26 protein-coding genes and 1 other annotated feature are annotated in these 25,369 nt (G+C 44.5%); of the genes, 9 read left to right on the top strand and 17 right to left on the bottom strand.

Annotation, left to right across the window (positions count from 1 at the left end; translation table 11 throughout):
• Positions 1-121: 121 nt before the first annotated feature.
• Positions 122-1,321, top strand: coding sequence for an FtsW/RodA/SpoVE family cell cycle protein (locus ACY8D0_RS22070; protein ID WP_462412644.1), 1,200 nt, complete (start codon positions 122-124; stop codon positions 1,319-1,321).
• Positions 1,322-1,413: 92 nt separating this feature from the next.
• Complete coding sequence (uptA, locus tag ACY8D0_RS22065) at positions 1,414-2,007, top strand: undecaprenyl phosphate transporter UptA (RefSeq protein WP_462412643.1); 594 nt, start codon at positions 1,414-1,416, stop codon at positions 2,005-2,007.
• A gap of 19 nt (positions 2,008-2,026) precedes the next feature.
• Here uptA and ACY8D0_RS22060 read toward each other — a convergent pair whose 3' ends face one another.
• From ACY8D0_RS22060 to argS, 5 genes are all read right to left on the bottom strand, one after another.
• Positions 2,027-2,347 (bottom strand): hypothetical protein, encoded by a 321-nt coding sequence (locus tag ACY8D0_RS22060; RefSeq protein WP_462412642.1) that lies wholly within the window; start codon positions 2,345-2,347, stop codon positions 2,027-2,029.
• 33 nt (positions 2,348-2,380) lie between these two features.
• A complete protein-coding gene (locus ACY8D0_RS22055) occupies positions 2,381-4,204 on the bottom strand; it encodes an APC family permease (protein WP_462412641.1) in 1,824 nt (607 codons plus the stop codon).
• A 253-nt stretch (positions 4,205-4,457) separates the two neighbouring features.
• A complete protein-coding gene (locus tag ACY8D0_RS22050) occupies positions 4,458-5,639 on the bottom strand; it encodes an MFS transporter (RefSeq protein ID WP_462412640.1) in 1,182 nt (393 codons plus the stop codon).
• 87 nt (positions 5,640-5,726) lie between these two features.
• A complete protein-coding gene (locus tag ACY8D0_RS22045) occupies positions 5,727-6,194 on the bottom strand; it encodes a DinB family protein (protein WP_462412639.1) in 468 nt (155 codons plus the stop codon).
• A 70-nt stretch (positions 6,195-6,264) separates the two neighbouring features.
• Positions 6,265-7,959, bottom strand: a complete 1,695-nt coding sequence (gene argS / locus ACY8D0_RS22040) for an arginine--tRNA ligase (RefSeq protein WP_462412638.1) — start codon at positions 7,957-7,959, stop codon at positions 6,265-6,267.
• Between the two features lie 46 nt (positions 7,960-8,005).
• Positions 8,006-8,219, bottom strand: a binding site (T-box leader).
• A gap of 105 nt (positions 8,220-8,324) precedes the next feature.
• Between argS and ACY8D0_RS22035 the strand changes: the two genes are divergently transcribed.
• Together ACY8D0_RS22035 and ACY8D0_RS22030 are read left to right on the top strand one after the other, a co-directional pair.
• On the top strand, positions 8,325-8,576 hold the full coding sequence (locus ACY8D0_RS22035; protein ID WP_462412637.1) for an alpha/beta-type small acid-soluble spore protein: 252 nt from the start codon (positions 8,325-8,327) through the stop codon (positions 8,574-8,576).
• A 267-nt stretch (positions 8,577-8,843) separates the two neighbouring features.
• A complete protein-coding gene (locus tag ACY8D0_RS22030) occupies positions 8,844-9,203 on the top strand; it encodes a hypothetical protein (RefSeq protein ID WP_462412636.1) in 360 nt (119 codons plus the stop codon).
• Between the two features lie 42 nt (positions 9,204-9,245).
• Here ACY8D0_RS22030 and ACY8D0_RS22025 read toward each other — a convergent pair whose 3' ends face one another.
• From ACY8D0_RS22025 to ACY8D0_RS21990, 8 genes are all read right to left on the bottom strand, one after another.
• On the bottom strand, positions 9,246-9,809 hold the full coding sequence (locus ACY8D0_RS22025; RefSeq protein WP_462412635.1) for a TetR/AcrR family transcriptional regulator: 564 nt from the start codon (positions 9,807-9,809) through the stop codon (positions 9,246-9,248).
• A gap of 153 nt (positions 9,810-9,962) precedes the next feature.
• Positions 9,963-10,421: a (2Fe-2S)-binding protein gene (locus ACY8D0_RS22020; protein ID WP_462413151.1), complete on the bottom strand. Its 459-nt coding sequence runs from the start codon at positions 10,419-10,421 to the stop codon at positions 9,963-9,965.
• A 14-nt stretch (positions 10,422-10,435) separates the two neighbouring features.
• A complete protein-coding gene (locus ACY8D0_RS22015) occupies positions 10,436-11,269 on the bottom strand; it encodes an FAD binding domain-containing protein (protein ID WP_462412634.1) in 834 nt (277 codons plus the stop codon).
• Complete coding sequence (locus ACY8D0_RS22010) at positions 11,270-13,588, bottom strand: xanthine dehydrogenase family protein molybdopterin-binding subunit (protein ID WP_462412633.1); 2,319 nt, start codon at positions 13,586-13,588, stop codon at positions 11,270-11,272.
• Between the two features lie 412 nt (positions 13,589-14,000).
• A complete protein-coding gene (locus ACY8D0_RS22005) occupies positions 14,001-14,513 on the bottom strand; it encodes a DUF3189 family protein (RefSeq protein WP_462412632.1) in 513 nt (170 codons plus the stop codon).
• A 133-nt stretch (positions 14,514-14,646) separates the two neighbouring features.
• Positions 14,647-14,955 (bottom strand): hypothetical protein, encoded by a 309-nt coding sequence (locus ACY8D0_RS22000; protein WP_462412631.1) that lies wholly within the window; start codon positions 14,953-14,955, stop codon positions 14,647-14,649.
• On the bottom strand, positions 14,940-15,956 hold the full coding sequence (locus tag ACY8D0_RS21995) for an anti-sigma factor (RefSeq protein ID WP_462412630.1): 1,017 nt from the start codon (positions 15,954-15,956) through the stop codon (positions 14,940-14,942). The genes ACY8D0_RS22000 and ACY8D0_RS21995 overlap by 16 nt, the downstream gene beginning before the upstream one ends.
• Entirely contained in the window at positions 15,949-16,446 is a 498-nt protein-coding gene (locus tag ACY8D0_RS21990) for a sigma-70 family RNA polymerase sigma factor (RefSeq protein ID WP_462412629.1), read from the bottom strand. Before ACY8D0_RS21990 ends, ACY8D0_RS21995 begins: the two co-directional genes overlap by 8 nt.
• Positions 16,447-16,733: 287 nt before the next feature.
• Here ACY8D0_RS21990 and ACY8D0_RS21985 point away from each other — a divergent pair, with 287 nt between their 5' ends.
• Positions 16,734-17,189 (top strand): hypothetical protein, encoded by a 456-nt coding sequence (locus ACY8D0_RS21985; RefSeq protein ID WP_462412628.1) that lies wholly within the window; start codon positions 16,734-16,736, stop codon positions 17,187-17,189.
• A gap of 135 nt (positions 17,190-17,324) precedes the next feature.
• Here ACY8D0_RS21985 and ACY8D0_RS21980 read toward each other — a convergent pair whose 3' ends face one another.
• Positions 17,325-18,698: a chloride channel protein gene (locus ACY8D0_RS21980; RefSeq protein ID WP_462412627.1), complete on the bottom strand. Its 1,374-nt coding sequence runs from the start codon at positions 18,696-18,698 to the stop codon at positions 17,325-17,327.
• 451 nt (positions 18,699-19,149) lie between these two features.
• Between ACY8D0_RS21980 and ACY8D0_RS21975 the strand changes: the two genes are divergently transcribed.
• From ACY8D0_RS21975 to ACY8D0_RS21965, 3 genes are read left to right on the top strand one after another with little or no spacing between them, the layout of a single operon-like run.
• On the top strand, positions 19,150-20,070 hold the full coding sequence (locus tag ACY8D0_RS21975; protein WP_462412626.1) for a selenium metabolism-associated LysR family transcriptional regulator: 921 nt from the start codon (positions 19,150-19,152) through the stop codon (positions 20,068-20,070).
• Positions 20,057-20,632, top strand: coding sequence for a CD3073 family putative ECF transporter S component (locus ACY8D0_RS21970; RefSeq protein ID WP_462412625.1), 576 nt, complete (start codon positions 20,057-20,059; stop codon positions 20,630-20,632). The genes ACY8D0_RS21975 and ACY8D0_RS21970 overlap by 14 nt, the downstream gene beginning before the upstream one ends.
• Positions 20,622-21,086 carry a CD3072 family TudS-related putative desulfidase gene (locus tag ACY8D0_RS21965; protein ID WP_462412624.1) on the top strand — a complete coding sequence of 155 codons (465 nt, stop codon included), beginning with the start codon at positions 20,622-20,624 and terminating at the stop codon, positions 21,084-21,086. The genes ACY8D0_RS21970 and ACY8D0_RS21965 overlap by 11 nt, the downstream gene beginning before the upstream one ends.
• A gap of 66 nt (positions 21,087-21,152) precedes the next feature.
• Here the strand turns inward: ACY8D0_RS21965 and ACY8D0_RS21960 are convergent, their stop codons facing one another.
• Both ACY8D0_RS21960 and ACY8D0_RS21955 read right to left on the bottom strand, forming a co-directional pair.
• Positions 21,153-22,343 (bottom strand): M14 family metallopeptidase, encoded by a 1,191-nt coding sequence (locus ACY8D0_RS21960; protein ID WP_462412623.1) that lies wholly within the window; start codon positions 22,341-22,343, stop codon positions 21,153-21,155.
• Positions 22,344-22,606: 263 nt separating this feature from the next.
• Entirely contained in the window at positions 22,607-23,155 is a 549-nt protein-coding gene (locus ACY8D0_RS21955) for a DJ-1/PfpI family protein (RefSeq protein WP_462412622.1), read from the bottom strand.
• A 182-nt stretch (positions 23,156-23,337) separates the two neighbouring features.
• Here ACY8D0_RS21955 and ACY8D0_RS21950 point away from each other — a divergent pair, with 182 nt between their 5' ends.
• Complete coding sequence (locus ACY8D0_RS21950) at positions 23,338-24,201, top strand: alpha/beta hydrolase (protein WP_462412621.1); 864 nt, start codon at positions 23,338-23,340, stop codon at positions 24,199-24,201.
• 82 nt (positions 24,202-24,283) lie between these two features.
• On the opposite strand, the gene ACY8D0_RS21945 is transcribed toward ACY8D0_RS21950, so the two are convergent.
• Positions 24,284-25,150 (bottom strand): EamA family transporter, encoded by an 867-nt coding sequence (locus ACY8D0_RS21945; protein WP_462412620.1) that lies wholly within the window; start codon positions 25,148-25,150, stop codon positions 24,284-24,286.
• Between the last annotated feature and the right edge of the window lie 219 nt (positions 25,151-25,369).

The following is a 25,369-nucleotide window of genomic DNA, read 5'->3' as shown; positions in this document are numbered from 1 at the left end:
GACGGAATTCTTTTTAAAAATATGAAACCTTTCATGGGGTAAAATCGTTTAGTAATAAAGGGACATTTCTTCCCAATGGTTTATGTATCTTTAAGACACGGTTAGCATGGATGTGGGACCTATGGATAAGCAGATAAAAAAAGCGGAACGCTTTGATTGGACGCTGACATTGTTTTTATTTCTCTTTTTCTTAATCAGCTGTGCGGCGATTTATAGCGCCCAAGGCACCGACCAATACGGGCAGAATTTTCTCATCATGCAGGTATTTTGGTATGTTGTCGGTACGGTCATTATTCTGGTTTCCCTATTATTCGACAGCTATCAGTATAGAAAGCTGTCATGGGTATTCTATGGATTCGGGCTGATTTTGCTGATTGCATTATTTTTGGCACCGGCCTCGATTGCCCCTGAACGAAACGGGGCCAAGAGTTGGTTCATCATCGAAGGGTTTGGGTCCATCCAGCCGTCAGAATTTGTGAAAGTCTTTTTAATTTTAGCGTTGAGCCGGGTGATGGTGGCGCATCATGAAAAACATGTGGACAAAACTATTTCCACCGACTTTTTCCTGTTTTTAAAATTGGGAATGGTCACGGCCGGTCCGTTTGGTTTGATTATGCTGCAGCCGGACCTTGGCACCGGAATGGTCATCATCTCCATATTGACCGGAATCATTCTTGTTTCCGGCATTTCGTGGAAAATTATCCTGCCGGTCTACGGGCTGGGAGCCTCCCTGGCAGGGGGGATCTTTTATCTCGTGTTGAAAAAACCAGAAATCCTGCAGAGGTACTTGGGTGTTGAAACGTACCAATTCAACCGGATTTATGCCTGGCTGGACCCACAAGGACACGCAACGGATTCCAGCTACCATTTATTGAAATCGCTTATGGCGATTGGGTCCGGCTTGATTTCAGGGAAGGGGTTGGGCCATGGCGAGGTTTATATTCCCGAGGCCCATACCGATTTTATATTCAGCGTCATTGGGGAGGAATATGGGTTTATCGGCGGAAGTGTCGTCATCGGTCTCTATTTCATGCTGATTTACCATTTAATTAAGACTGCTCTGGATACGAAGGATTTGTTCAATACTTATGTCTGTACCGGAATCATCAGCATGATTACGTTCCACGTGTTTCAAAATATCGGGATGACCATACAAGTCCTGCCGATCACCGGCATTCCTCTCCCGTTCATTAGTTACGGCGGGAGCTCTCTGATGGGGAATATGTTTGCGATGGGTCTCGTCTACAGCATTCATTACCATCACAAAACCTACTTATTTTCATCTGAGGAGACGGACCATCCGCTCAACATGCCGGAATAAGGCGTTTTCCAGATAAGTGTCCATTTATATTTCTTTATCAGGCAAACTATTATAAACTAAAGAAAATGTCATTACATAAGTGTAGGTGTAGCATGAGCGATTTTATTTATTCAATCTTAGAGTTCTTGGCACAGTTAGGGTACTTCGGAATAGCTCTCGGTTTAATGATAGAAATTATCCCCAGTGAAATTGTATTGGGCTATGGCGGTTACATGATTTCTCTGGGACATATCAATTTCGTTGGAGCTGTGATTGCCGGGACCATTGGCGGTACGATTGCCCAATTGTTCTTATATTGGGCCGGTTATTATGGCGGCAGGCCTTTCTTGGAAAAGTACGGTAAATATGTGTTCATTAAAAAGAAACAGATTGATGTGGCCGAACAATGGTTTCAAAAATATGGAGCAGGCGTGATTTTCAGCGCACGGTTCATTCCCGTGGTACGCCACGCGATTTCCATTCCTGCCGGCATTGCCAAAATGTCCCCAGTCCGATTTACTTCTTATACCGTGGCAGCCATTATTCCTTGGACAGTTCTGTTCCTTTACTTAGGGTCGGTATTGGGGAAAAATTGGTCTCATATTAAAGAATATGCCCAGCCCTATGTCATGCCCATTATCATTGCCGCAGTCGTATTGATTGCCATCTATTTTTTATTCAAAAGAACAAGAAAAACCACCAAGTAAGGTGGTTTTTTTGCGCTAATCAGGACTCCTGCTTAGCAAATTTTTTCTTCGCCCATTCATCGAGCTTTTTGACATGTTTTTTCCCAATCGTAAAGCCATAGACGATAAGCAGAACAATGATCAGGGTAAATAGATCGATTTTTCTGGTCGAAATGAAATTGACAATGCCCATTAAAACCTGCGGGATGACTCCTGTTAAAGCGAATAATACGGTCGCCACCTTAAACCAAAAGTCTGATTTCAGACCGTACCTGGCATAGAGCAGAAAAAAAGTGGATGACCAAGCCAAAACTTCAAGGCTGACCAGTATCACCCATTTATTTGCAACTAAAAAATCCATAGTCCTCTCCCCCCCAGGCCTTCCGTTCCTCGTTTACTTCACAAAGTGGTATGGCAGTGTTGAAACGATCACATTCTTTTTGTAAAGTAAGTACGCTCGAATCAAGACACTGGATTGGTTGTGCAACACATGATGCCAGTTCTTCTTTGGAATAAATTGCGGTATCAGCACGGTTACCTGATAATTATTTTCTTTTGCCTTATGGTCAATTATATCAATAAATTTTGACAATGGCTGCAATACACTGCGATATTGCGACTGCAAGGTCACTAACCGGACTTCCGGGTGCAATTGGTTCCATTTTTCTTCAAATCGTTTCTCATCTTCTCTGTTAAACGAAACATATACCGCATAGGTTTGCTCTGTAATCGACTTGGCGTAGTTAATGGAGTTCTCCACAACCTTCGTAAAACCGGCAACAGGAACGATAATCACATTGCCTTTAATTTCTTCCGCCATTTGTTCAGGATCAATTCTGAGCTGCTCCCCTACAGCTTCATAGTGCCTGTAAATTCTCATGAACAATAAAACGATCAACGGCAGGAAAATGACAACAAACCAAACCTGGGCAAAACGAGTGATAAACAGAATGATGAGCACGGTTAAAGTGATTAAAGCACCAATTAAATTGGCACTTAACTTCGCTATCCAACCTGCAGGCTTTTGCCGGACCCATTTCAGAATCATTCCCGTTTGCGACAAGGTAAATGGGATAAATACCCCAACCGCGTATAACGGGATAAGATGTTCCGTCTGTCCACGAAACGCAATAATCAATAGGATGGATCCAATCCCCAGCGATAGGATTCCGTTTGAATAGCCTAAACGGTCGCCTCTCATCGTGAATTGTCTAGGCATAAACTTATCTTTCGCCAAGTTGTAGGCCAATTGCGGAAATGCTGAATAGCCCGTATTGGCTGCCAACACCAGAATCAGTGCAGTGGTACCTTGGATAAAAAAGTAGAGATAGCCGCGGCCAAATGTGGCTTTGGCAATTTGAGATACAACCGTTTCATCAGGTTTTGGAGCAATTCCATAATAATATGCCAAATAGGTAATCCCGGAAAAAAGGATGGCTAACAAAGTGCCCATCAACACGAGTGTCTTGGCTGCATTCTTTGGAGCGGGATCTTTAAAATTAGGAATCGCATTGGAAATGGCCTCAACCCCGGTAAGAGCCGAACAGCCTGATGCGAATGCCCGTAAAAGCAAAAATAAGGTGATGCCCGAAACAGGTGTTCCGAGGGCAACGTGGTTGGCAGCAGGAACATGGCCAGTTGCCATTTTGAACAAGCCGGCCCCGATTAAAACAAATAGACCGATCACAAACATATAAACCGGATACGCCAAAACAGTGGCCGATTCTGTGATTCCTCGCAGATTTAGAACCGTAATAAATGCTACTAAAATACACGCAATCAAGACGGTATAGGGATGTAATGCGGGAAACGCGGATGTAATGGCATCCGTGCCCGCGGACACACTAACGGCAACCGTCAAGATGTAATCGACTAATAAAGAGCCGCCGGCAATCAGCCCGGCCTTTTCACTGATATTTTCTTTAGAAACAAGATAAGCCCCGCCACCTTGGGGATAGGAAAAAATGATTTGCCGATACGATAAAATCAGTGCTGCCAAAAGGAATAAGACAGCAACGGCAATCGGTACGGAATACCAAAAGGCGATGGTCCCGATGGTCGCGAGCACGATCAAAATTTGCTCGGTTCCATAGGCCACTGACGATAGGGCATCAGAAGACAAAATCGCCAGTGCTTTAAAAATATTCAACTTTTGTTCGCCCAGCTCTGTGGATTTTAGAGGCCGGCCGATTAATAATCGCTTAAAGGATGTAAGCAAAGCTGTCACCTACCTGAAGAGTAAAATACCGATTGATTTTAACACATGTCCGGTGAAAATGTAGACAATTAATTCAACAATATAAAGACAAAACTTCATAGGTATATTCTTTTCTGTTTACAAAAAAAGGTGTCATCCTATTTATGCCAATAAAAAAAGCGCGGGAGCAGGACCATTCTCAAAGACTGTATAAGACTTCAAATGCAGCAAAAAAGCCGTGCAGGCCTCATGCCCGCACGGCTTTTTGTAAAAATCAGCGCCCTTGCTCCACGTATCCTACATGTTCCTTAAACATAAAAAACACATAAAGCAAAATAGAAATTAGGACCGATACAGCCGAAGTCCAGTAAATGGCGCTATAACCAAACATCTGGCCAATTTGCCCAAACGTCATGGCACCAATTCCGACTCCCAAGTCAAAAAATGAAAAGAATGTCGCATTGGCCAATCCCCGGCGGGTCATTGGGGCCTTTTCAATCGCCCATGCCTGCAAGGCTGGCTGAACGGTACCAAACCCCAGCCCGTACAGGACTGCAGCCGTATAAAGCGTCATGCTGTTAGGAAGCCAAGCCAATAAGAACATGGCAATTAAAACCAGAAGGCTTCCGGGCACAAATACGGCTATATGGCCTCTGCGGTCATATAGCTGTCCGGCAAAGGCCCTTGTTGCCAATGTGGCCAAGGCATACAGAAGAAAGTACAATTGGATGCCGGCCACATGCTTCTCGGCAGAGTATAACGGAAGAAACGTCGCAATTCCGCCAAAGGTAACCGTCAGAAAGAACAATAGAACGGAAGGTTTTAAAGCACTTTTTTCGTAAACCGCAAGTTTCGCCTTCACCTTTCCGGGCTCGGCTTTTTTGTATTTAATTCTCGATGCCAGCAACAAAGCCAATAGGCCCAATCCCGAACTAATCAAAAATAAATGCTTGAACGGTAAAAACCCGGATAAAGTAAGACCGAGGGATGGTCCGATGGCCATGGCAATATTACCCGATAACCCATAATAGCCCAACCCCTCGCCGCGTCTGGTTGGAGGAATTAAGTCCGTTGCAATCGTGCCTGAAGCAGTGGTTGAAAATCCCCAGCCGACTCCTTGAACCACCCTCATCATAAATAATAAAGCGATGCTGGCCATAAACCCGAACGAACCAACGGAGATGACGAATATCGCCAATCCCGATAAAAACACAATCCCCCGTCCCTTTGTTTCCAGCCAGTTTCCCGCGAAAGGCCTCAGCAACAAGGCCGAAAAGGTAAAAATTCCGACCACGACTCCAATTAGCTGATTATTTCCCCCTAATTTCTCCACATACAGTGGAATGGTGGGAAGAGTCATTTGAAATCCTAAAAATATAAAAAAATTGGCACACACGATAAAAATAAACTCTTTTGTCCATATTCTCTCTTTCGGTTTTCCTATTTGTTGGTCCATTTAACTTCCTCACTTTTTGTGTAGTTTACCCAGATGATGAAAAAAAAGCAAAAACGTCTCTACGATGTAGAAACGTTCATTAGGTCATTACTTAACACTCGCAGCCGCAACCACGCGCTTCATTGCCTGAATTTGGCCCAAGTGCATCGTTTCGTGGAATAAGGCAAAGCTAGTCAGTTCCCCAAAGGTTTCTTGGCCCAGAAACGGAGTCTTGAGGCGTTCATTAAAACTCTCAGCCGGAATTTCTTTCATGCGTTGCAACTGGTCTTGCAGCTGGGCAACCAATTCCTGGACGGACGGAACCTCTCCCTTCCAGTCTGCTGGTTTCGTTCCAGTTGCAAACCACTCCATATACTGCTCCGTTAATTGAGTTGATTTTTTTGGAAAACCAAACATAAACTGCTCGGTAACGGTTAAGACGTGGCCGATGTGCCAATGGATATTATTGTTGAATCCGTCCGGCTGCACATCCACGATTGTTTCGTCCAGCCCTTTAACCGTTTTTAAAAAGTAATTCCTTGTCAGTTCCATCGTTTTGAATATTTGCTCACTCATCCCAATACCTCCCCATTCTTAATCCAAAACCATTTTATACCATTTTATCCTTTGTTTGAAATAAAATGACTTACATTTCTTCGGGTGCAGAAATACCCAATAGGCGCAAGCCTTCCTTCAGGACGACAGTCACACTGTAAACAAGGGCTAAACGGGCTTCTTTCTCCGGACTTTCCTCCAATACTTTGACCTCGGCATAATATTTATTGAATACTTGCCCTAAGTCGATGATATATTTGGCCACTTGGGACGGGTCATAATTTTCGCAGGCCCGCTTAATGCTTGTTGGAAACTCCATTAGCATGCTGACAACCTTCCATTCCTTTTCCCAAGATGATTCATATGTTTGCAATGATGCCGCTCCCTGCCAACCGGCTTTCCGCAATATGGAACAAGCTCTTGCAAAGGTATATTGGACATAGGGGCCAGTTTCACCCTCAAAACGGAGCATTTCCTCGAAGGAAAATTCGATATCATTCATCCGGAAATTTTTTAAATCATGGAAAATAACCGCGCCGACGCCGACTTGCTTGGCTACTTCATGCTTGTTTTGGAGTGATGGATTTTTTGCCTCAATATTGGAGCGGGCCAAATCAATCGATTCTGCCAACACTTCTTCCAATAGGACGACCTTGCCTTTACGGGTCGACATTTTCTTTCCGTCCTTCAGCATCATCCCGAATGGAATATGGACCATTTGGTCTGCCCAGGCAAAGCCCATTTTTTTCAACACCGAGATTAGCTGTTTAAAATGCAGGCTTTGTTCGTGACCCACTACGTAGAGGGATTGGGCAAAGTCATAATGCTCTTTGCGGTAAAGCGCAGCGGCCAAATCACGGGTAGCATAAAGCGTCGCCCCATCCGATTTTTTGATGAGGCATGGCGGCAGCTGTTCTTCTGTCAACTCCACCACCTGTGCCTGGTCGGACTCGACAAGCAGCTGTTGATCCTCTAGCAAATCGACAATCCGGTCCATTTTATCATTGTAAAAAGCTTCACCGGCAAAGGAATCAAACTTCACTCCCATTAAATCGTAAATCCGTGAAAATTCTTTTAGTGATTCATCGCGGAACCATTGCCAAAGTTCCAGCGCTTCTTCGTCACCGTCTTCGAGTTTTTTAAACCAGCTTCTTCCCTCATCGTCCAAGGCTGGGTTTGTCTCTGCTTCGGCGTGGAACTGAACATACAGGGTCAACAATTCCTTAATCGGATTTTGTTGGACCTTTTCGGCATCACCCCAGCGTTTGTATGCACTGATGAGTTTGCCGAATTGCGTGCCCCAATCGCCAAGATGGTTAATTCTAATCGGCTGATACCCGCATTTTTCTACTATCAGAGCAAGAGCGTTTCCGATAACCGTAGACCGCAGGTGGCCCATGGAAAACGGCTTGGCAATATTGGGCGAGGACATATCGATCGTCACCTTGCCGCCATCCCCCGTATTTTGCGCCCCGTACTCCCCCTGCTGGGTAATGATTTGATTCACGATATCTGACGCCACTTGCTGTTTATTTAAAAACGCGTTTACGTAAGCCCCAACGGCTTCTATTTTTTCAAACATCGGCGATTGAATTTTTCCGGAGAGCTCTTGGGCAATTAGATTCGGGGCTTTCCGTTTCATTTTTGCGAGTGCAAAACAAGGGAACGCCAAATCTCCATGCTGTAGGCTTTTAGGTTTTTCTATCAGCTGCGCCAGTGCGTCAATCTCTAATTCTCCACCAAGAGCTGCGGCCAATTCCTCCGCAAACACTTTCTTATACGTCATCTCTTTTTCCTCCCTTTTAAAAAATAAAAAACTCCCGCCTCTTATGTAAAGAGACGAGAGTTACAGTTTCCCGCGGTACCACTCTAATTGTTCGAATTGAACCAGCTTTCCTGCATAACGGAGTAGTCTCCGGCGTGCCCTACTTATTTTCAGGCAGGCATCTCCAAAGTGCGGTTCATTATCCGGTTAACATCAGGCTTGCACCGTCCCTGATTCGCTTTAGCTTCCGGGATAACTACTCTCTTTGTCATTGATTTTTAATTGTATGAATTACCAGATATTATACTGGAAACATACGGCTTTTGCCAGTGACGTTGATGAATTTTTTTAGTTCGGAAATTCTAAAGAGTAAAGGAGGGATATCGATGGCCAGACGAAATAAAATTCTTGTTCCAGAAGCCAGAACCGGCTTGGACCAATTGAAAGCAAGGGTTGTTCAAGCGCAGAGCCCCGAGAATGCCAAGTTTGAAGCCGCCCAGGAAGTGGGTGTTCCGCTTAAAAAAGGCTATAACGGACAGTTGACATCGGAACAGGCCGGAAAGGTCGGCGGCCGGCTTGGCGGAAGCATGGTCCGCGAGCTGGTCAAGATGGCTCAGCAGAACCTAACTAAACAGTAGGTATTCGAAAAGGACCTGTGAAGCGGGTCCTTTTTCTAAGAGACAAAACTGATGGAAGAACAGGCCAAACTGTCTCATATAAAGCCTTTATGGGACAAAACCGGTGTAGGAATTGGCCAAATTGTCTTATATAAGGCCTCTATGAGACAAAACCGATGTAGGAATACACCAAATTGTCTAGTATAAAAAATTCAATAACTTTTTTTAAAAAAGTTTGACAATTTTGTGAAAATTGATGGTAAAATATTCAAAAAGGGGTGAAAGGGTTTGCAAAAAAGACATTTACAAGCACTATTGTTCATGAAAAAAACAGCTGGCTATGCAAGCTGCCTCGGTCTCATTCTTTTAGTGACAGGATTTCTAACCAACGGTGTTGTGAACTACTTTCTAACAGGTTTAGGATTGGGAATTCTTTTCGGCTCGTTTCTGGCCATCTTGATGGGAACCTTTTTATCTCTGATGTCGGAACAGGCTCAACATAGCAAACGGGGACAGTTTATCGTTTTATCGACTGGTAAGTATACTAACCGTAAATTTGCCAAAAGAGAGGGATCACCCTCATTGACCCTGATTCAAGGCGGCTCACGAAGCAGCCGGAAAGCGGGACAAAAAAGAATCGCTAAATAAAAAGAAGAGGTAAGGGATCCTCTTCTTTTTATGTTGCCTCCATTATGAACGCAACAAAAAACCTTTCATCAGTTCAGCAATCTCATCCGAGCTTAATGGTTCATGATTCCTTTCCCAATCGGACAAAAGGGCGACATACATTTTCAGCAGCAAAAAGCTGGTAATTTCCGGATTGATTTTGGGAATAGCCCCTTTAGTCATGGCCGCTTCGACTTTTTGTTTTATATAGGCAATAATTTCGTCCTCTACATGCTGGAGCATGTCCGAAACGGCAATGGTCCCCATTTCCTTTTCTTCTTGGGCAAGTTTTATCATCAGCTGATGCCGGGAACGGAATTCTAAAATTCGGTACAGCCCGCGATGAACATTCTCCGTAAACGGCAAATCGGGTTGCAATACGGCTTCTGCTTCCGAAATCATTTCTTTTACAAGTGAAGACATAATCTCCTCAAACAGCTCTTCCTTGTTTTTAAAAAAGGTATAGATTGTCCCTTTTCCCACATTGGCCAGCTTTGCCACTTGGTCCATCGTTGTGGCTTTATAGCCGAACAAGGAAAACGATTTGGTTGCCGCATCGACAATCATTTTTCTGCGATCGGGCGCCACTCGGGTCCCTCCTTTTTGACTAAATTAGTTCTATAGTCAATTGATCTTACTTTTACTCTACCATATATTAACCGCGATTTGCAATCCGGCTCAATAAAGACCATGGACAGGAAGTGTCCATGGTCTAGTTTGCCGATTCTATTGGTTGGGTGATTATTCCCGCTTATGGACTACCGACATCACCGCTTCCTGTATTTCCTCATAGCATGTGCATCTGCAGATATTGGAGGAAAGCCATTCCTTGATGACTTCAAATGTTGGCTGGGGATGGTTTTTCAGCAGTGCCTGACAATTCATAATAAAGCCTGGTGTGCAATAACCGCATTGAAAGGCAAAGTTTTTAACGAAAGCTTCTTGAATAGGAGAATCCTTTAAGCCCTCTATCGTGGTCACTTTGGAACCGACCGCTTCAACCGCAAGCATAATGCATGATTTATAAACCGTGTCGTTTACCATAACCGAACATGCGCCGCAATCCCCGTTAAGACAGCCGGGTTTTGCTCCTGTTAAGCCAAGTTGTGACCGCAGGACATAGAGAAGCGTGTCCGCCGGCCGGATTTCCACTTGACGGGTTTCTCCATTGACCTCTAAAGTGACGGTTATTTTTTTCATTGGCGTTGCGGCCACTATCTTCCCCCCCATTCTACTATTATTTCATGTAAAGTATTTTCGAGGACGAATAAACGGTACTCGCTTGACCCCTCGACATCATGAAGCACTGGGCCAGGGATATGGCCGATGGCTCTTTTGATTCTTTCAGGCAGCGACAAGCCGGCAGAATTCAATTCATCCTCCAATTCTTTGGAGCGGAAGGGAAATGGGCACAATCCGCTGAAGGCAAATCGCAGTTGGTTCTCAACCTTAATAGCCGCTACGGTCAGCAACGGATATCCTGTCTCCCATTGCTGACGTTTTTTTATGCTAACAAAAGGAAGATTGATATATTTCCTTTCCGTCAGGAGCTGGGTAATAAACTGCCCTTGTGCAAGATGAAAGGTTTGATTAAAAATTTGCTGGATTGGGAGCTGTTCTGCTCCATTTGGCCCGGCCAGGGCGACCAAACTGTCGCACAAAAGAAAGGGCAGCACGGCCTCACGGTAAAATATTTGCCCGCACAAATTTCCGCCAAGTGTGATTTTATTTCTTGCCGTATGATCGGCAATCCCCATGGATGTGGCACTCAGCAAGGGAAATAGGTTCGCATCCTCGATAAAAGTTAACGGAAGAGCTGCGCCAGTCAGCAGGTAGTTGCCGTCAAACTCCAAAGGCAGGCATTCTCTTATGGCTTTTATATCAATCAACGCACCGGTCTGGACTAACCCCAGCCTGCCTAGCGTTAAGATTTCGGTACCGCCCGAATAATAAATCGGATGCTTCTTTTCTCCTTTTAAGGAAAAGAATAGGTCGGTGGCTTCTTTAATGGTTGCTGGCCGATAATACTCGATATCCGCAGACAGCACTTATCTACCGCCTCCTTTTATTTTCCATAATAATTCGGGGATCAGCGGCAGATAGTTGACTTCGGCTGACAATGCGGCCGATAAACTATTTCCGAGTGCAGCCGGCATTCCTAATAAACCATGCTCGCCTGCCCCTCTTGCGCCAAAGGGGGCTTCCACATGCGGGGTTTCCACAAAAGCGACCTCATACTTTGGATGTTCCCCAAACCGGATCGGCCGGTATGTCCGCAATTGCGGATTTAATACGTTGCCCTGGGAATCAAAGTAAAATGTTTCTCTCGCTGCAAAGGACAGCCCCATGCTCATCGCACCCTTTACCTGTCCGGTAAGTGTTTTCTCATTCAGTACCTTGCCTACATCAACCACCGTGACTGCCTTGAGAATTCGATAGCGATATTCCCTCGTATCCAGTTCAATTTCTACTCCTTGGGCGGCCACTTCCCATTCCGGCCCTGGCTTTCCTGCCCCCGTTTCTTTGTCTAGATACGTAATGCCCGGCATCATGTAATGGCCCCTGCCGATGATTTGCCCTCCGATGGAATTTCCATTGGGAAAGGTGTATCCGTAGGCTATGTCCTTAATCGGAATCGATTTGCTTGGTTCACCTCTTAAAAAGACCTTTCCATAGCCCACCTCCACATCCTCAATGGGGGCACGCAAAATAAATGACGCTAAACTTTTTAATTGGCTGATGACATCTTCTGCAGCCGCCAAAACGGCCCTTCCTGCCATGTAAACTCCCCTGCTTGCCACTGTCTTCCAATGTTCTGGAGTATTGACTGTATCCACATGCATTTGGACATGGATGTCTTTGATGTCCATTTTTAATTGTTCGGCAAGGATTTGGGCAAGAACCGTCTTGGTTCCCGTTCCGATTTCAACGACGCCGGAAATGAGATTAATGCTTCCGTCGGGATTGTAGGTGAGAATAACTCCGGAACTGGCATTGGGATCAATGGTAGAGGTTTTCCAGGTACAGGCAATCCCTTTTGCCCTCACCATATGTTGGCCAAGGTTAGTGACCTGCCCTTCCTGCCAATTCATTAACTCCCTCAATTTTTCAATGCATTTGGGCACATTTCCAACCGTGCTGGCATTTAAGCGGAATTGGGTGGGGGTTGTATGCCCCGGCAATATGGCATTTTTATAACGCAGCTCAAGCGGGTCCATGTTCAATTTTTTTGCTAGAACATCCATGGTTCTTTCAAACGCGAAATGCACCTCCGAATGGCTGAATCCTCTAAACGGGGCTGCATACGGATGGTTCGTATACATGCATAGCGAATCACACCAAATGTTTTCAATATGATAGGGACCCGTGCAATCAACCGCTCCCGCTCTGCTCAAATCAATCGATTTATCAGAGTAGGCGCCGCCATCCCATAGGTAGAGAAGTTCAGCCACTTTCAGGACCCCATCTTTTGTGCCGCCCAGTTTTACTTGGGCTTCAAGCCCAATATGGCCTGGGGAGGTGAGCATATCATCTTCACGGGTATTCATGATTTTCACTAATCGTCCGCCCACTGCCTTGGTGGCAAGGTAGGCCAAGATTTCCAGCTGGACAGAAGCTTTTCCTCCATACGCCCCGCCCACCAGAGGGGTATTAACTTTTATGGTGCCAGGCTGAATTCCAAAATATTGTCCGATCAGTTTTTTTATCATAAATGGCGCTTGGGAGGAGGAAGTGATTTCAATGGTTCCTCCCGGATGTATTCGGGCGAGGGAACACCTCGTCTCCATGGCAGCATGGTCGGATGTCCGGAAGGCAAACTTCTCCTCGACCACGACTTCGCTTTCAGCCCATCCTTTCGTTCGGTCACCCTTGCGGATTTTTGTGCGGGTGGCAATATTGGTGCCAGGCTCCGGGTATACCCCTTGGATTTTTTCATATTGATCCAGATTGGGGTGAAGCAGCGGCGCTTCAGGCTTTAGTGCTTCTGATGGGGAATTGACGACAGGGAGCTGCTCATATTGAACCTTTATCGCCTCTACCCCTCTCATAGCCAAATAGGGGGTGTCTGCTACGACGATGGCTACAACCTCCCCGTGGAACAGGACCCGGTCCACGGCAATTGGCGGGCGATCCCGCAATTCTTCTCCTGTAAGCGGAAGATGATCCCCTGTAACAATGGCTCTTACCCCTGGAATTTGTTGAGCCTCCGTTAGATCTAACCGTTTAATCAGCGCGTGCCCAAAAGGACTTATGACAGTCCGGGCATGGAGCATCTCCTTTGTCTCAAAATCGGCAGTGTATTTCGCATGCCCGGTTACCTTTTCAAAAGCATCTTTACGGGTAATGCCTTTACCGATGATGTGCAAACATAGTTCCCCCTTTCACTAAAAGCGAATCCTACTAACTAAAATCTCTATCAATCATAAATACTAGCAATTTAATTTGGCTCTACCGCAGTGACGCATTACCATATTGGGGGACAGGCCCCCGTTGCGGTGACGCATTACCATGTCGGGGGACAGGCCCCCATTGCGGTGATGTATTACTGTGCAGGGTGGATGGATGTAGGGTGAGGTGTTTTGAGTTATTTTTTGGTGGAGTACAGTAGTTTGTTTTCTAGTGAGGTTTTAGGAACGGAAAATGTTTTACTTCTCTTTATGGCTTAGGCACTCGATTTAGTTGTATGAATGAAAAGCCAAGAAAATGCCCTTTGAGGAGAGGATTTGCCCTAAAAAGTCAGCTTTAAGACAGGAGTTTTTATAAAACTCAAAAAGGAATTTAGGCTTGAAACTTATGATTATTAATCAAAATAATCTGTGTTTCTGTTTCCTTCGCCATTTTCTTTGTCCGGTCAACTAGTTGATAAATGTGTTTGCAACATTGTTGTGCCCCTTTTACCAGCAGGGGTACACCGATGAAGTCAATGCCCAATCCTCTGGAGAAAAACCCGCCAAGAGTCATGGCAAGCGGGACAACGGGAGATGTATTGGAAAAAATGATTTTCTCGTTTATGCCATAACGGTCCGTCATGATTTCACTTAAGTGATAGATGGAGGGAAGCACAAGCTTGTCTGAACGTTTTCCTATTGTATATACAGGATTCCCCTCCTCGTCTTCACCGTGAAAAATAAATTTTCCCGCATCTTGTTTCTTCAATTTATTGAAATAAGGTACGGCTAACACCTCCTCTTTACTTAGAACCTTGGAGGGATCGTTCAAGAGGTTAAGATGATAAGCAGCCGCCAAGGAAGTCGTATGCGTACCTCCGAAATCATGATATATATAAATCATTTGGATCCTCCCTTTTATTAACGTGTTTTTTCTATTAGAATCCCCATATGCCGGTCCATTTATGAGATTTCATAAAAAAATCCCTCCATGTTATGGAAGGATAAATGTTTGCAACGCCTCTATGACCATCTATTTATGGTTTGTAATTAATTCCCAACGATAAAATAATCATTAAAAACGCAAACACCAGTAAGAAGAGACATAATGAGAATCCCCAGATGGCAAAAAGCCGGGAACGTTTCTCCGTGAACAGCCCGACAATCCCCAAGAAAAAGCCGACAAACGGCAACTGGAACACAAACAATCCAAAAAATACACTTCCTTGAATCAAAAGCCCCACATTTAACCCGGCTAACGCAATCAAAGCCGAAAGAAAAGATAAAAATCCGAAAATTGCCGGGATGCGCCGAAAAAAGCCTTTATCTTTTATTCCCAATTCCATAATTTCACTTCCCCTATCTTTATAGCACGAATGTCTTCCCGGTCGTGGAGCTTCCGTAATTCCTCTGTTGGGCCAGTAATGACCGCACCATACACCTTAATTCCATGTTTTTTTATATAAGCCAGCCGGCTGCTAATGGATAACGATTTTGCTCTGGCCACCTTTTCTGCAACAGCCTCGTTTTTCTTAAGCTGGGACAAAATATCAAGGAAAGCCTGCTGATTGTCTCCGTCTTTAAACGGCGACCATGTTTCTTGGTCAGGCTGTACCGGATACCCTAATGGAGTAATCGGCACCCCCTCTTTGTCCACCTGTACCTTTTCCAATCCCGTGTCTACTGCCACCCAGCGCAGCTCCATATTTTGCGGCAAACTTTTTTCCAACTGTTGCGGGTCCATCAAGTGATCGAACGATACATAGATTTCCGACACCGTTCCGTCTGGCAGTTTATTTAATGTATCCCAGCCGTCTTTGGCTGAATATGGCATAATGGCGTCCGGATGAAACAAAACTCCTGTCTCTTTGCTAGGATTTTCCGCCAAAGGGCGATCTAGCAAAAGATTTTTTTTAGGGAATTCTGCTTGGCCTAACAGAAAATGAATATCGTAGTCGCCAGCCTTATAATCCTCTTTTCCGATCCGTTTAAAAACATCAAACGTGATATTCATCGAAAAAAAGCCGATATCGTCTTCAACGTCTAATTTTTTCAGGCTCATATTCGGCTCTGTGACATAAATCGTGTCCGTTGCCACTTCAATCAGCCGGTCTGCCCTGCTGTCAGTCCCGTAGTACAAATAGGTCGCCAATGTCATGATCGGAACAATCAGGAGCAGCACCGCAAGACTGATCATGATATTTGTTTTCCGTGCCATGCTCTTTCCAATCTTTACAAATTCAGTTTGCTTCTTTTCTGGATAACTTGGTATCTGATCCATGCCATCTAATGATTCCTTCAGATAAACTTCGTATTCTTGGTCCACTTGGTTTTTATCCTCAGTCATTGGCTTTCTTCCTTTCCTTTACCCGGTCCATCACTTTTTTCCTTCCCCTATGTAACAAGCTTTTTAACGTATTGACATTTATATCAAGGATGGCTGAAGCTTCCTTGTAGCTGAGTTGGTGAAAATCACATAATAGGATGACATGCCGCTCCTGTTCCTTCAATGAATGAATATCCCCCAGCAATAATTGAAAACTTTCCTTCTCCAAAAGCCGGCCTTCTGGTGTCTCTTTTGTAAAGCCGGTTCCCTCTAATGGGTCTTCCCTGACCACTAAGCGTTTACTCTTTCTTTGAAAATCAATAAATGCATGATAAGCTACTTTAAAAAGCCACGCCCGTATGTTCGAAATCTGATAATCCTCTAGCTGTACATATGCACGATAAAATGCTTCTTGAACTAGGTCTTCTGCAATAAAATGATCCTTTGAAAGAGAGAATAGATAACGATATAAGTCATTCACATATGCTCGATAGGCCTGATCAAGTTCCACTATCGCTCCCCCTTTTCACTATAACCACGTTTTACCATATCAAAAAGTTGCACGTGTTGAAATATTTTTCGTTTATAGGATAAATTACCTATATCAATTCTTCTTTGAATGGAGCTTGTGGTTTCTAATCATAGTTTTTATTTTCGGCGAAATACTATCTTTATCTTGATTCGAGACCTTTTGAAAGATCTATTAAGGAGCGGGGCGTGAATATGATGGCAAACCAAATTTTGCGGCAACCACCTATCAGTGCAAATCGAGAAAACTTGGCAAAGGACTAGAAGAATGTGCGGAACGGACTTGAAGCATTATTGTGGAGTATAGCCCTGCCTGGATTCGGGCAATTTTTAAATGGCAAGTGGATTAAGGGGATTGTCTTTGTCATTTTAGAAATTTTGATTAATGTACAAGCGAAGTTTAATTTAGCCATTATTTCAAGCTTTCATGGCGAGATTGAAAAGGCCATTCAGCAGATTGATTTCCAGTGGCTGATGTTTTACCCTTGTGTGTACTTCTTTGCCATGTGGGATGCCTTTAAAGACGCAGGAGGGGGAAAGAAAAAGAATTCTTTTTTGCCGTTTGTTTTTTCAGCCTATTTCGTAACAGTCGGATTAATTTTTTCAACTATTTTCAAGCCCTTTGGCATTTTCTTTGGACCGATTTGGCTGCCCATGTTATCTGTCATCCCTGGGTTGATTGTTGGTTTTCTTATAAAATTGATTATGAACAATGCCGCCAAATAAAAAAACTCGCCGATTAGGGCGAAGACAAAGTCGTTGTCGCACATATGCTGAAGGGCAAGTTTTATACTTTCCTTTCGGCCAAAAGGAGCATTAAAAAGTGCTCCATTTTACTGTACGGGCCGTTGTTATAACGGCCTATTTTTTGTGCATCCGGGCAAACCTTTTCTTTTGCCGGTACTCCCACCGTTTCATTTTTCGCAACAATCCATAGGATACATGGATTTTTTCTTTTTCTAATGAAAGCCCCGGAGTTAAATACATCCACATGGATTTCGGATAGGCTACAAGCTGGTCCGGGTAGACACTTCTATGGCCAATCGTAATATAGGCCGTTATGCAGGCCCCGACCAGATAGACCCCTGCTGTGCCCCCAAACAACTCCAAGCCCATAAAGATGGCAGCAATTGGCGTATTGGAGGCTGCAGCGACCACGGATGCCATCCCTATCGCCGCCCCCAAAGCAGGATTAATACCCATCAAATGGGCTAATACATTTCCCGACAAGGCACCAATTACAAACTGCGGCGTTACGACACCACCATAAAATCCCGAACCAAGCGTAATCGCAACAAACAGTGCCTTCCAAAGAAAACCTAATGCCGGCACCTCCGCTCCACTTAATGCGCGGTCCATCAGCGGCAGGCTAAGTCCCAAGTAATCCACCGGCAAAACCAAAATCAGACCTGACAAAACAAGTCCGCCAATGAAAGGCAAGAACGGTTTGTGAATATGAAACTGTTTTCCGATATATTGAAAAAATGTCCGGGCTTGTACAAATAATTCTATGAACAGCCATGAAACCAATCCGCAAAGGATTCCAAACAAGATCATCTTAAGGAACAGCACGCCTGAAAATTGGGAAGGAAGTTCAATGGGAAAATATTTATAGGAGATTCCCCACATCTTGCTTACCTGATAAGAGGCAACTCCTGCAATAATGGCCGGGAAGATCACATCGTGGCGGAGCCTGCCAATTGTCAATACCTCGATTCCATATATGGCACCTGCAATTGGGGTGCCAAATACACTCGCAAAGCCGGCACTCACCCCGCAAGCAACCAGCCGTCTCTGTGTTTCAGCGTTTAACCGGAACAGTTGGCCAAATAAAGAGGCAAGTGATCCCCCTATATGGGAGCATGGCCCTTCTTTTCCTGCAGACCCGCCAAAGCTTAAGGTAATAATGGCCGTAAGCGGCTTGACCCACATCGTTTTGACCGGCAGGATTCCTGCCTGTTCATGGACTGCTGTGATTGTAGAGTCCTTAGTCGCTGATGCATTCCGGTATCCATAAGCTAAAATAAGTCCGTTTAACATCCCGCCGATCGGCAACAGCAGCATTTGCAGCCATAATGGAATCGTGGATGTTTGACCTGTAGAGTAATTTAACGCCAGTAAAAATAAGCTTGTTCCAGTCCCAACAATGCCTCCCGTTATGGTGGATAATAACAGCCAGCGGATGAGAGTTGCGATCATGACAAGCGGTTCAACAAAATAGATTCGTGAAAACACCCCGATTCACCCCCCATCGAAGATAGCACTCTGTGACGGGAATGTCTAATCAACGTTTATTTTTATTGTGTTAAACAAACGTTTGATTAAACTCGGTGGAGCCAGCTATATCGCTTTTATTCGTTTTTTAATTAAACGTTTGTTTGATTTTTAGACTATTTTTAATCAAACGTTTGATTAAATTCAGAACTTATTTAAACAAACGATTAATTAAACCTGAATGAGTCAGTTATACCGGCCGTTAAATGGCATTTAATTAAACGTTTATTTAATTTTTGGTGTGTTTTTAATCAATCGTTTGATTTATTTATCTATTGACCCCCACTAGTAAAATCCTGCAAGACGGATTACAATATGAATTAGCAGATGAAAATTCTGTTATTTTTTTGAATACCTCATAAATATTTTTTATATTATCTATAAAAATTTATAATATCAACGGAGAAAGCATATGAATCTTAATAAACTGGAAGCATTTATTATGGTTGTGCAAAAAGGGAGTTTTTCTGAAGCTGCCGCTGTTCTCAACAGTTCGCAGCCAGCCATTTCGCTTAAGATTAAGAGTTTAGAAGAGGACCTTGGATTTGAACTATTAGACCGGGGGATGTCGGGAATTCAGCCTACCCCAGCCGGTACATTGGTTTATCAAGCAGCAATAGAAATGACAACTAGATGGCAGCGGCTTTGTGATGACCTGCATGGATTTAAAAATACTCTAACCGGTAACTTGACCATTGGTGCCAGTACCATTCCCGGTACTTATCTACTACCAGGACTGGTCAAAAAATTCCGCGACCAGTTTCCAAAGGTACATATCACGATTGAAATCAGTGATTCGGAAGACACTCTCAAGAAACTTCTCAATCAACAAATTGATGTCGCCATTGTTGGAATGCAACCCGCTTCTGCAAAATTGAGTTCCCGGCAGCTGACGGATGACTCGCTGGTCGTCATTACTCCGAATCATCATCCACTCGTTGACAGCATCGACTCGGATGTGAGAGGGCTGCATCCATATGAGTTTGTTGTGAGAGAGAAAGGTTCGGGCACAAGAAAGAAAATGGAAGAATACTTGGCCGCACATGGCCTGGTACTGAGTGATTTGTCCTTTAGCTTAGCTATCGGAAACACAGAGGGGGTGATTGCCGCCGTTGAAGCCGGACTTGGAATCAGCTTTATTTCAAAGCTGGCCGCACAGCCTGCCGTGAAAGCAAATCGAATCCGAATCATTGAACATATTGACCCCATCCAACGCAGTTTTTATTTCACCACCCTGAAGGATGCGGAAAACCGGCCGATTATCAAAGAGTTTGCTAAGGTTTTATTATTCACATTAAGTTTATCGAGGAGAGGAAAACATGAAAGCAAGTAAAACCATGATTTTAACCTATTCAGCGATGGGGATCGCCTTAAACGTCATTTTGGGCACTGTCGTGTCGTCTTTTAAAATTCCGCTATTATTTCTTGATACCATCGGCACCGTGCTGGTGGCCGTGGTATTTGGCCCCTGGTGGGGAGCTTTGGCCGGCCTGTTAACCAATGTGGTGCTTGGCGTGACAACAGGTCCATCAGCTATCTTCTTTGGCCTTGTAAATGTAGCCATTGCACTGGTCGTTGGCTATATGGCGAAAAAATTTGACTTTACCAAATGGTACGTCGCGCTGATTACAGGGCTCATTCTATCGATTGTGGCCCCGTTAATCGGCACTCCGATTGCAGTTGCCGTCTACGGGGGATTAAACGGCAGCGGCATGGATGTGGTGGTGTTATGGCTAAGGGCAGCAGGTGAAAGTGTATTTACCTCCACGTTTATCTCAAGGATTACCGGTAACTTTGTCGATAAAATCATCACCTGTCTGCTGGTCATGTTCATGGTCACCCGGCTGCCCAATTTTTCAAAACTAGTAAAGAAGGATAAACGCCATGCAGCGTAGTAAAAAGATCCTGATTGTTTCTCATTGCATTTTAAATCAGAACACGGTCATTGCCGAGGAGGCAAGGGCGGAGGGGGCTATCCTGTCGGCTGTGGAATGGGCCATGAAACAAGGCTACGGATTTTTACAGCTTCCCTGTCCGGAATTTACTTTTCTCGGATTGAATCGGCCGTCTATGACTTACGAGCAATACAATACCGCGAACTACCGGAAGCATTGCCGTGAAATCCTCAAGCCTGTCCTGTTTCAGGCCGAAGATTACCAAAAAAACGGCTATGAGATTGACGGAATTCTTGGCATCCAAAGCAGCCCGTCCTGTGACCCGATCCGCGGCATTTTTATGGAGGAGCTTGCAGCCATGTTCGCGGAGAATGGAATTCCTCTTAAGACCCTTTGGTATCTGCCCAATACAGCGGAACCTGTTTTTAACAGTGAGGAACATTATATAAAGTGACGAACCATACATAAAAGAGCCAGCTCAAATGACCCTGAGCCGGCTTTTTTATTTGCATAATTCTCCTTACATATATAGTGCTGCAAGGAAGATTCCCAATGTTTCCTGGTAGATTTCATCAAATTGTGAGATGGGGAGAGGGTTTGTTCCCGTTCCCAGTTCCACCGTAAATCCAGGCCTGCGCCAGTCTTGGATAAACCAGTCTTTAAATCCAGCCCAGCTATCAATTGTCCGTTCCGGTTTATAGCCGCTCACCCGGCCGAACTCTTTAACCAGGACTTCCGATTCCGGCGGTTCCATATTTTCATACCCCCAATAAATGACCTCCCCTTGAGTATGAAAGGCCAAAACCCGGGCAAAATCCCTTTTTCGTGCCAGGTCTGCCATGGCGATGGCCTCCGGCTCCTGTAACGGTTTTTCTCCGCCATAATCCCTCGGTCCCGGCTGTTTCGGATTGCGGGCCCGCTCATCCTCCCACTTTGCCGGGAACTGGTCGTTCAAATCCACTCCGTGAATATTGGCCTTCCAGCCGGAAAAATCCGTGCTGCCCTTATTGTATTGGATGACTCTTGCCCGCCACGTTTCATTTTCCGGCGGACCATTGAGAACCAGACTCACGCCATCGGGGTTTACCATTGGAACGGTGGATAACATGGTTTGCTGGTACAAAGTGTCCATCGCAATTCCGCGGATGGGAGTGGAATTCGTTACTGCCAATAAATAGTCGTTGATAAATGTCATCAATACCGGCGTTGTGATCCATTCATTCGCATGGAAAGAAGCATTATAGTGAACTCTTTTGCTCCCGTTTCCAATCAACAGCTCGGGAATCTGTTTGCCGAGTACTGTATTCCCAATTGAATTCATTTGGATAAAGGGGTATACCGTTTGCAGTCGTGTAATATCATTCACCATTCGGCTGTAATCATAATTTTGCCGCCCTTGGACCAATCTCCATGTAATCCTTAAGGGAACTTTCACATACTGCCCGACGAGCAGCCGGTTCGGGTTTACTCCAGGGTTTACCAGAAGCATGGCATCAACGGGCAGATTCCGGGAACGGGCGATAGAATAAAAGGAATCACCTGGGTTAAGCCGATACTCCTGCGCGACAAAACCGGGAATCTTGATACGTTGTCCGGCATGGATCTGATTGGGGTTAATCCCCCGATTAGAGTCCAGGATGAGCTGCAGGCTCATGTGAAACATCTGGCTATAATACCATAAAGAATCACTCGATCGAACGATTATATCCATGGAGTTCCTCCTGAAGTTTAAAACTTATTACTAATATGTATGCGGCCAATCCAGAAATATTTTAAAGAACCGCCAATCACATGGATTTGTGATGATTTCCCCAAACTGGGGGCCTTCTTTCAGTGACCGTTTTCTCTCTTTTCCCCCTTTGGGCACTGACAGCCTCTCCCGCACCACTCCCCCAACCACATGCATAAACCAGTTCTATTAAAAGAAAAAAAGGAACCCGAAGCAGCAGCTGCCTCGATTCCTTTTTCCTTTTGCTATTTTAATAACTGAATAAACTCTCTCATAAAGCCAGGCAGATCGGGCCACGCATGGCCTGATACGAGATTGCCCTCAACATGAAGGGTCTTTTCAATATAAGTGGCACCGCATGCTTCAACGTCAGGCTTGCAGGCGATATAAGCAGTCATCTCCCTGCCTTCCAAGTACTGGCGGACAGAGGTTAAAACTTGCGCCGCATGACAAATCGCCCCCACCGGCTTGCCTGCTTCAAAGAAATGGGCGACAATTTTAGGGACATTCTCATTTAACCGGATATATTCGGGTGCCCTGCCCCCAGGAATAATTAATCCGTCATACTCTTCCGGGTTAACGTCCTCAAACGCCACCTGCGCCTCAATTAAATAACCTTTTGTTTCTGTATACGTATCCCAGCCGATGAAATCATGGACAACGGTTTGCAGCTTCTTTTTCGACGGTGCGGCGATTTGCACATCAAAGCCCGCCTCCAAACAGCGAAAATACGGATAATAAATCTCTAATGCCTCCACTGCATCACCGGAGATGATTAATACTTTTTTTGACATAGTGAATACCTCCTCTTAAAAATTAGACAACTCCTATATGAATATATTCGCAAAATTCCTTTTATTCCCTTCTAAAAAAATAAAATTTTCCAGAGTTTGCTAATAATTTTATCCTTTCAGGAAAAAATAACAGATACCTCATTTATACAAACGTTTGATTAAAACAGGGAAAGGAGCTCCCGATGGCAAACTTTCGGCTCAACAAATCAGGTTTTCGCGCATTTGTCACCTTATTCCTTGTCTTCATGGTTGTCACATCCATCCATCAGCCTGCTCAGGCTCAAGACTTCAAACAGGTCCATGTCATGTACGGCAGTGATTCAAAGCAAGGAATGGACATCTACACACCTCTATCCGGGGCAAAAGTGGCCCACCCGGTGATTATCTATGTACACGGCGGCGGCTGGATGCATGGTGACAAATCCAATGTCGCGGAAAAGCCAGCTTTTTTTACAAACAAAGGCTATGTCTTCATTTCCGTTAACTATCAATTGTCCCCCCGCGTTTCTTATAAGGAAATGGCCAAGGACGTTGCCGATGCCATCCAATGGGTCTTTCATCAAGCCCCTTCCTACCATATCGATACCGCCAAAATAAACTTAATGGGCCATTCAGCCGGAGGGCATTTAGTGACACTGGTTGGAACCAATCCTTACTATCTGGCATCAGCAGGCATGCCTCTTCAAATGATTAACACCATAGTTAACTTGGATGGGCCAATTGATTTAATGGATTTTATACCTAGAAACACCACCTATATGGAAGTGTTTGGCGGCAAAAGGGAAACTTGGGCGGATGCCTCTCCCCTCACCTATGCTGCCAATAAACATTTGCCGCCCATTTTGTTAGTCGGGAAAGACCAAAAAGCCTTCACCACTTTTGCAGAGAAGGCAGGATATGCCGGAAATAACGTTGAACTGTTTTTTAACCATACCCTGACACACCGGGAAATTACCAAATTGCTCGGCGCCGGGAGCGACAACGTTGAAGCCATTAACATGACGAATACAGTAGCTGGATTTTTAGAAAGGAATAATTCATGGTAATCCCTGCCCTCCCTTAAGAAGGCAGGATTTTTTTTAGCTTTAAGAGGCTCACAAGAGGGTTGAGCCTGAAAAGATTCATGTTTCACAACTTCACCAGCAATAACAAAGTGCCCGCAACAATTAAAACTAATCCTGCTGTTGATTTTCTTGAAAGCTTTTCTTTTAAAAAGAGATAAGCAAACAAGACCGTCAACAATATGCTCAGTTTATCAATCGGCACCACAATGCTGGCCTGCCCATCCTTTAAGGCCCGATAATAGAACATCCAGGACAACCCTGTGGCGAGGCCGGAGAGGACAAGGAACAGCCAGCTCTTCTTGTCAATTTTCCCGATGCCCCGTTGGTTCCCTCTTGCCAAGACAATCCCCCACGCCATGATGAGCACCACAATCGTGCGGATTGCAGTTCCGAGATTAGACTCAACATCTTCAATACCAATCTTACCAAGTATCGAGGTTAATGCGGCAAAAATGGCCGAAAGCACGGCATAAAGAAACCAGCTCCCGCTAGTCATATCTTTCCTCTCGAGTTTCTTCTTTTCAATCATCAGATAGGTACCTATAGCAATGCCCACCATGCCGATTAACTTGCCCTTTGTCAATGGCTCCTGTAAAAAGATAAACGCCATGATCATCGACAACACCGTACTCGATTTATCAATCGGAACGACTTTATTCACATCTCCCAATTGCAAAGCTTTGAAATAACAAATCCAGGACAGCCCTGTCGTTAACCCAGAGAGGAGCAAAAATAGTAAACTTTTCATGCTAATCGCTGTTATCGTTGTTTGGGAACCAACAAAGAAGACAATCACCCATGCAAAAATGACGACCACAACGGTCCGAAGCGCTGTAGCCAAATTGGAATCGATCTCTTTAATGCCGATTTTCGCTAGAATGGACATAATTCCGGCAAATAAAGCAGATAAAAATGCATATATCACCCACATAATGTTTTATCCCTTCTAATCCCTGATTATATAGAACCCACTATTATTATTTGTTTTATATCCTAAAAATAAAAAAAGCCCTGCTTATTACAGCAAATCTCAACACTAGACCAATTGACAGACTATTCTTTAAAATTGTTTCCCGTGAAACAGTATATCCCTATAATAAAATGGGAAATTTATAATCGACGCTTATTATTCTGTTAAAATTGAGGGCTG

It is taken from the genome of Neobacillus camarae, from assembly GCF_054950115.1.
This window is presented reverse-complemented; position numbering and strand designations above follow the sequence as displayed.

Excerpts from the sequence above, each read along its gene's own strand:
- ACY8D0_RS22070 (WP_462412644.1), top strand. The coding sequence starts at position 122 with ATGGATAAGCAGATAAAAAAAGCGGAACGCTTTGATTGGACGCTGACA.
- uptA (WP_462412643.1), top strand. The coding sequence starts at position 1,414 with ATGAGCGATTTTATTTATTCAATCTTAGAGTTCTTGGCACAGTTAGGG.
- ACY8D0_RS22060 (WP_462412642.1), bottom strand. The coding sequence starts at position 2,347 with ATGGATTTTTTAGTTGCAAATAAATGGGTGATACTGGTCAGCCTTGAA.
- ACY8D0_RS22050 (WP_462412640.1), bottom strand. The coding sequence starts at position 5,639 with ATGGACCAACAAATAGGAAAACCGAAAGAGAGAATATGGACAAAAGAG.
- ACY8D0_RS22045 (WP_462412639.1), bottom strand. The coding sequence starts at position 6,194 with ATGAGTGAGCAAATATTCAAAACGATGGAACTGACAAGGAATTACTTT.
- argS (WP_462412638.1), bottom strand. The coding sequence starts at position 7,959 with ATGACGTATAAGAAAGTGTTTGCGGAGGAATTGGCCGCAGCTCTTGGT.
- ACY8D0_RS22035 (WP_462412637.1), top strand. The coding sequence starts at position 8,325 with ATGGCCAGACGAAATAAAATTCTTGTTCCAGAAGCCAGAACCGGCTTG.
- ACY8D0_RS22020 (WP_462413151.1), bottom strand. The coding sequence starts at position 10,421 with ATGAAAAAAATAACCGTCACTTTAGAGGTCAATGGAGAAACCCGTCAA.
- ACY8D0_RS22005 (WP_462412632.1), bottom strand. The coding sequence starts at position 14,513 with ATGATTTATATATATCATGATTTCGGAGGTACGCATACGACTTCCTTG.
- ACY8D0_RS22000 (WP_462412631.1), bottom strand. The coding sequence starts at position 14,955 with ATGGAATTGGGAATAAAAGATAAAGGCTTTTTTCGGCGCATCCCGGCA.
- ACY8D0_RS21995 (WP_462412630.1), bottom strand. The coding sequence starts at position 15,956 with ATGACTGAGGATAAAAACCAAGTGGACCAAGAATACGAAGTTTATCTG.
- ACY8D0_RS21975 (WP_462412626.1), top strand. The coding sequence starts at position 19,150 with ATGAATCTTAATAAACTGGAAGCATTTATTATGGTTGTGCAAAAAGGG.
- ACY8D0_RS21970 (WP_462412625.1), top strand. The coding sequence starts at position 20,057 with ATGAAAGCAAGTAAAACCATGATTTTAACCTATTCAGCGATGGGGATC.
- ACY8D0_RS21965 (WP_462412624.1), top strand. The coding sequence starts at position 20,622 with ATGCAGCGTAGTAAAAAGATCCTGATTGTTTCTCATTGCATTTTAAAT.
- ACY8D0_RS21960 (WP_462412623.1), bottom strand. The coding sequence starts at position 22,343 with ATGGATATAATCGTTCGATCGAGTGATTCTTTATGGTATTATAGCCAG.
- ACY8D0_RS21955 (WP_462412622.1), bottom strand. The coding sequence starts at position 23,155 with ATGTCAAAAAAAGTATTAATCATCTCCGGTGATGCAGTGGAGGCATTA.
- ACY8D0_RS21950 (WP_462412621.1), top strand. The coding sequence starts at position 23,338 with ATGGCAAACTTTCGGCTCAACAAATCAGGTTTTCGCGCATTTGTCACC.
- ACY8D0_RS21945 (WP_462412620.1), bottom strand. The coding sequence starts at position 25,150 with ATGTGGGTGATATATGCATTTTTATCTGCTTTATTTGCCGGAATTATG.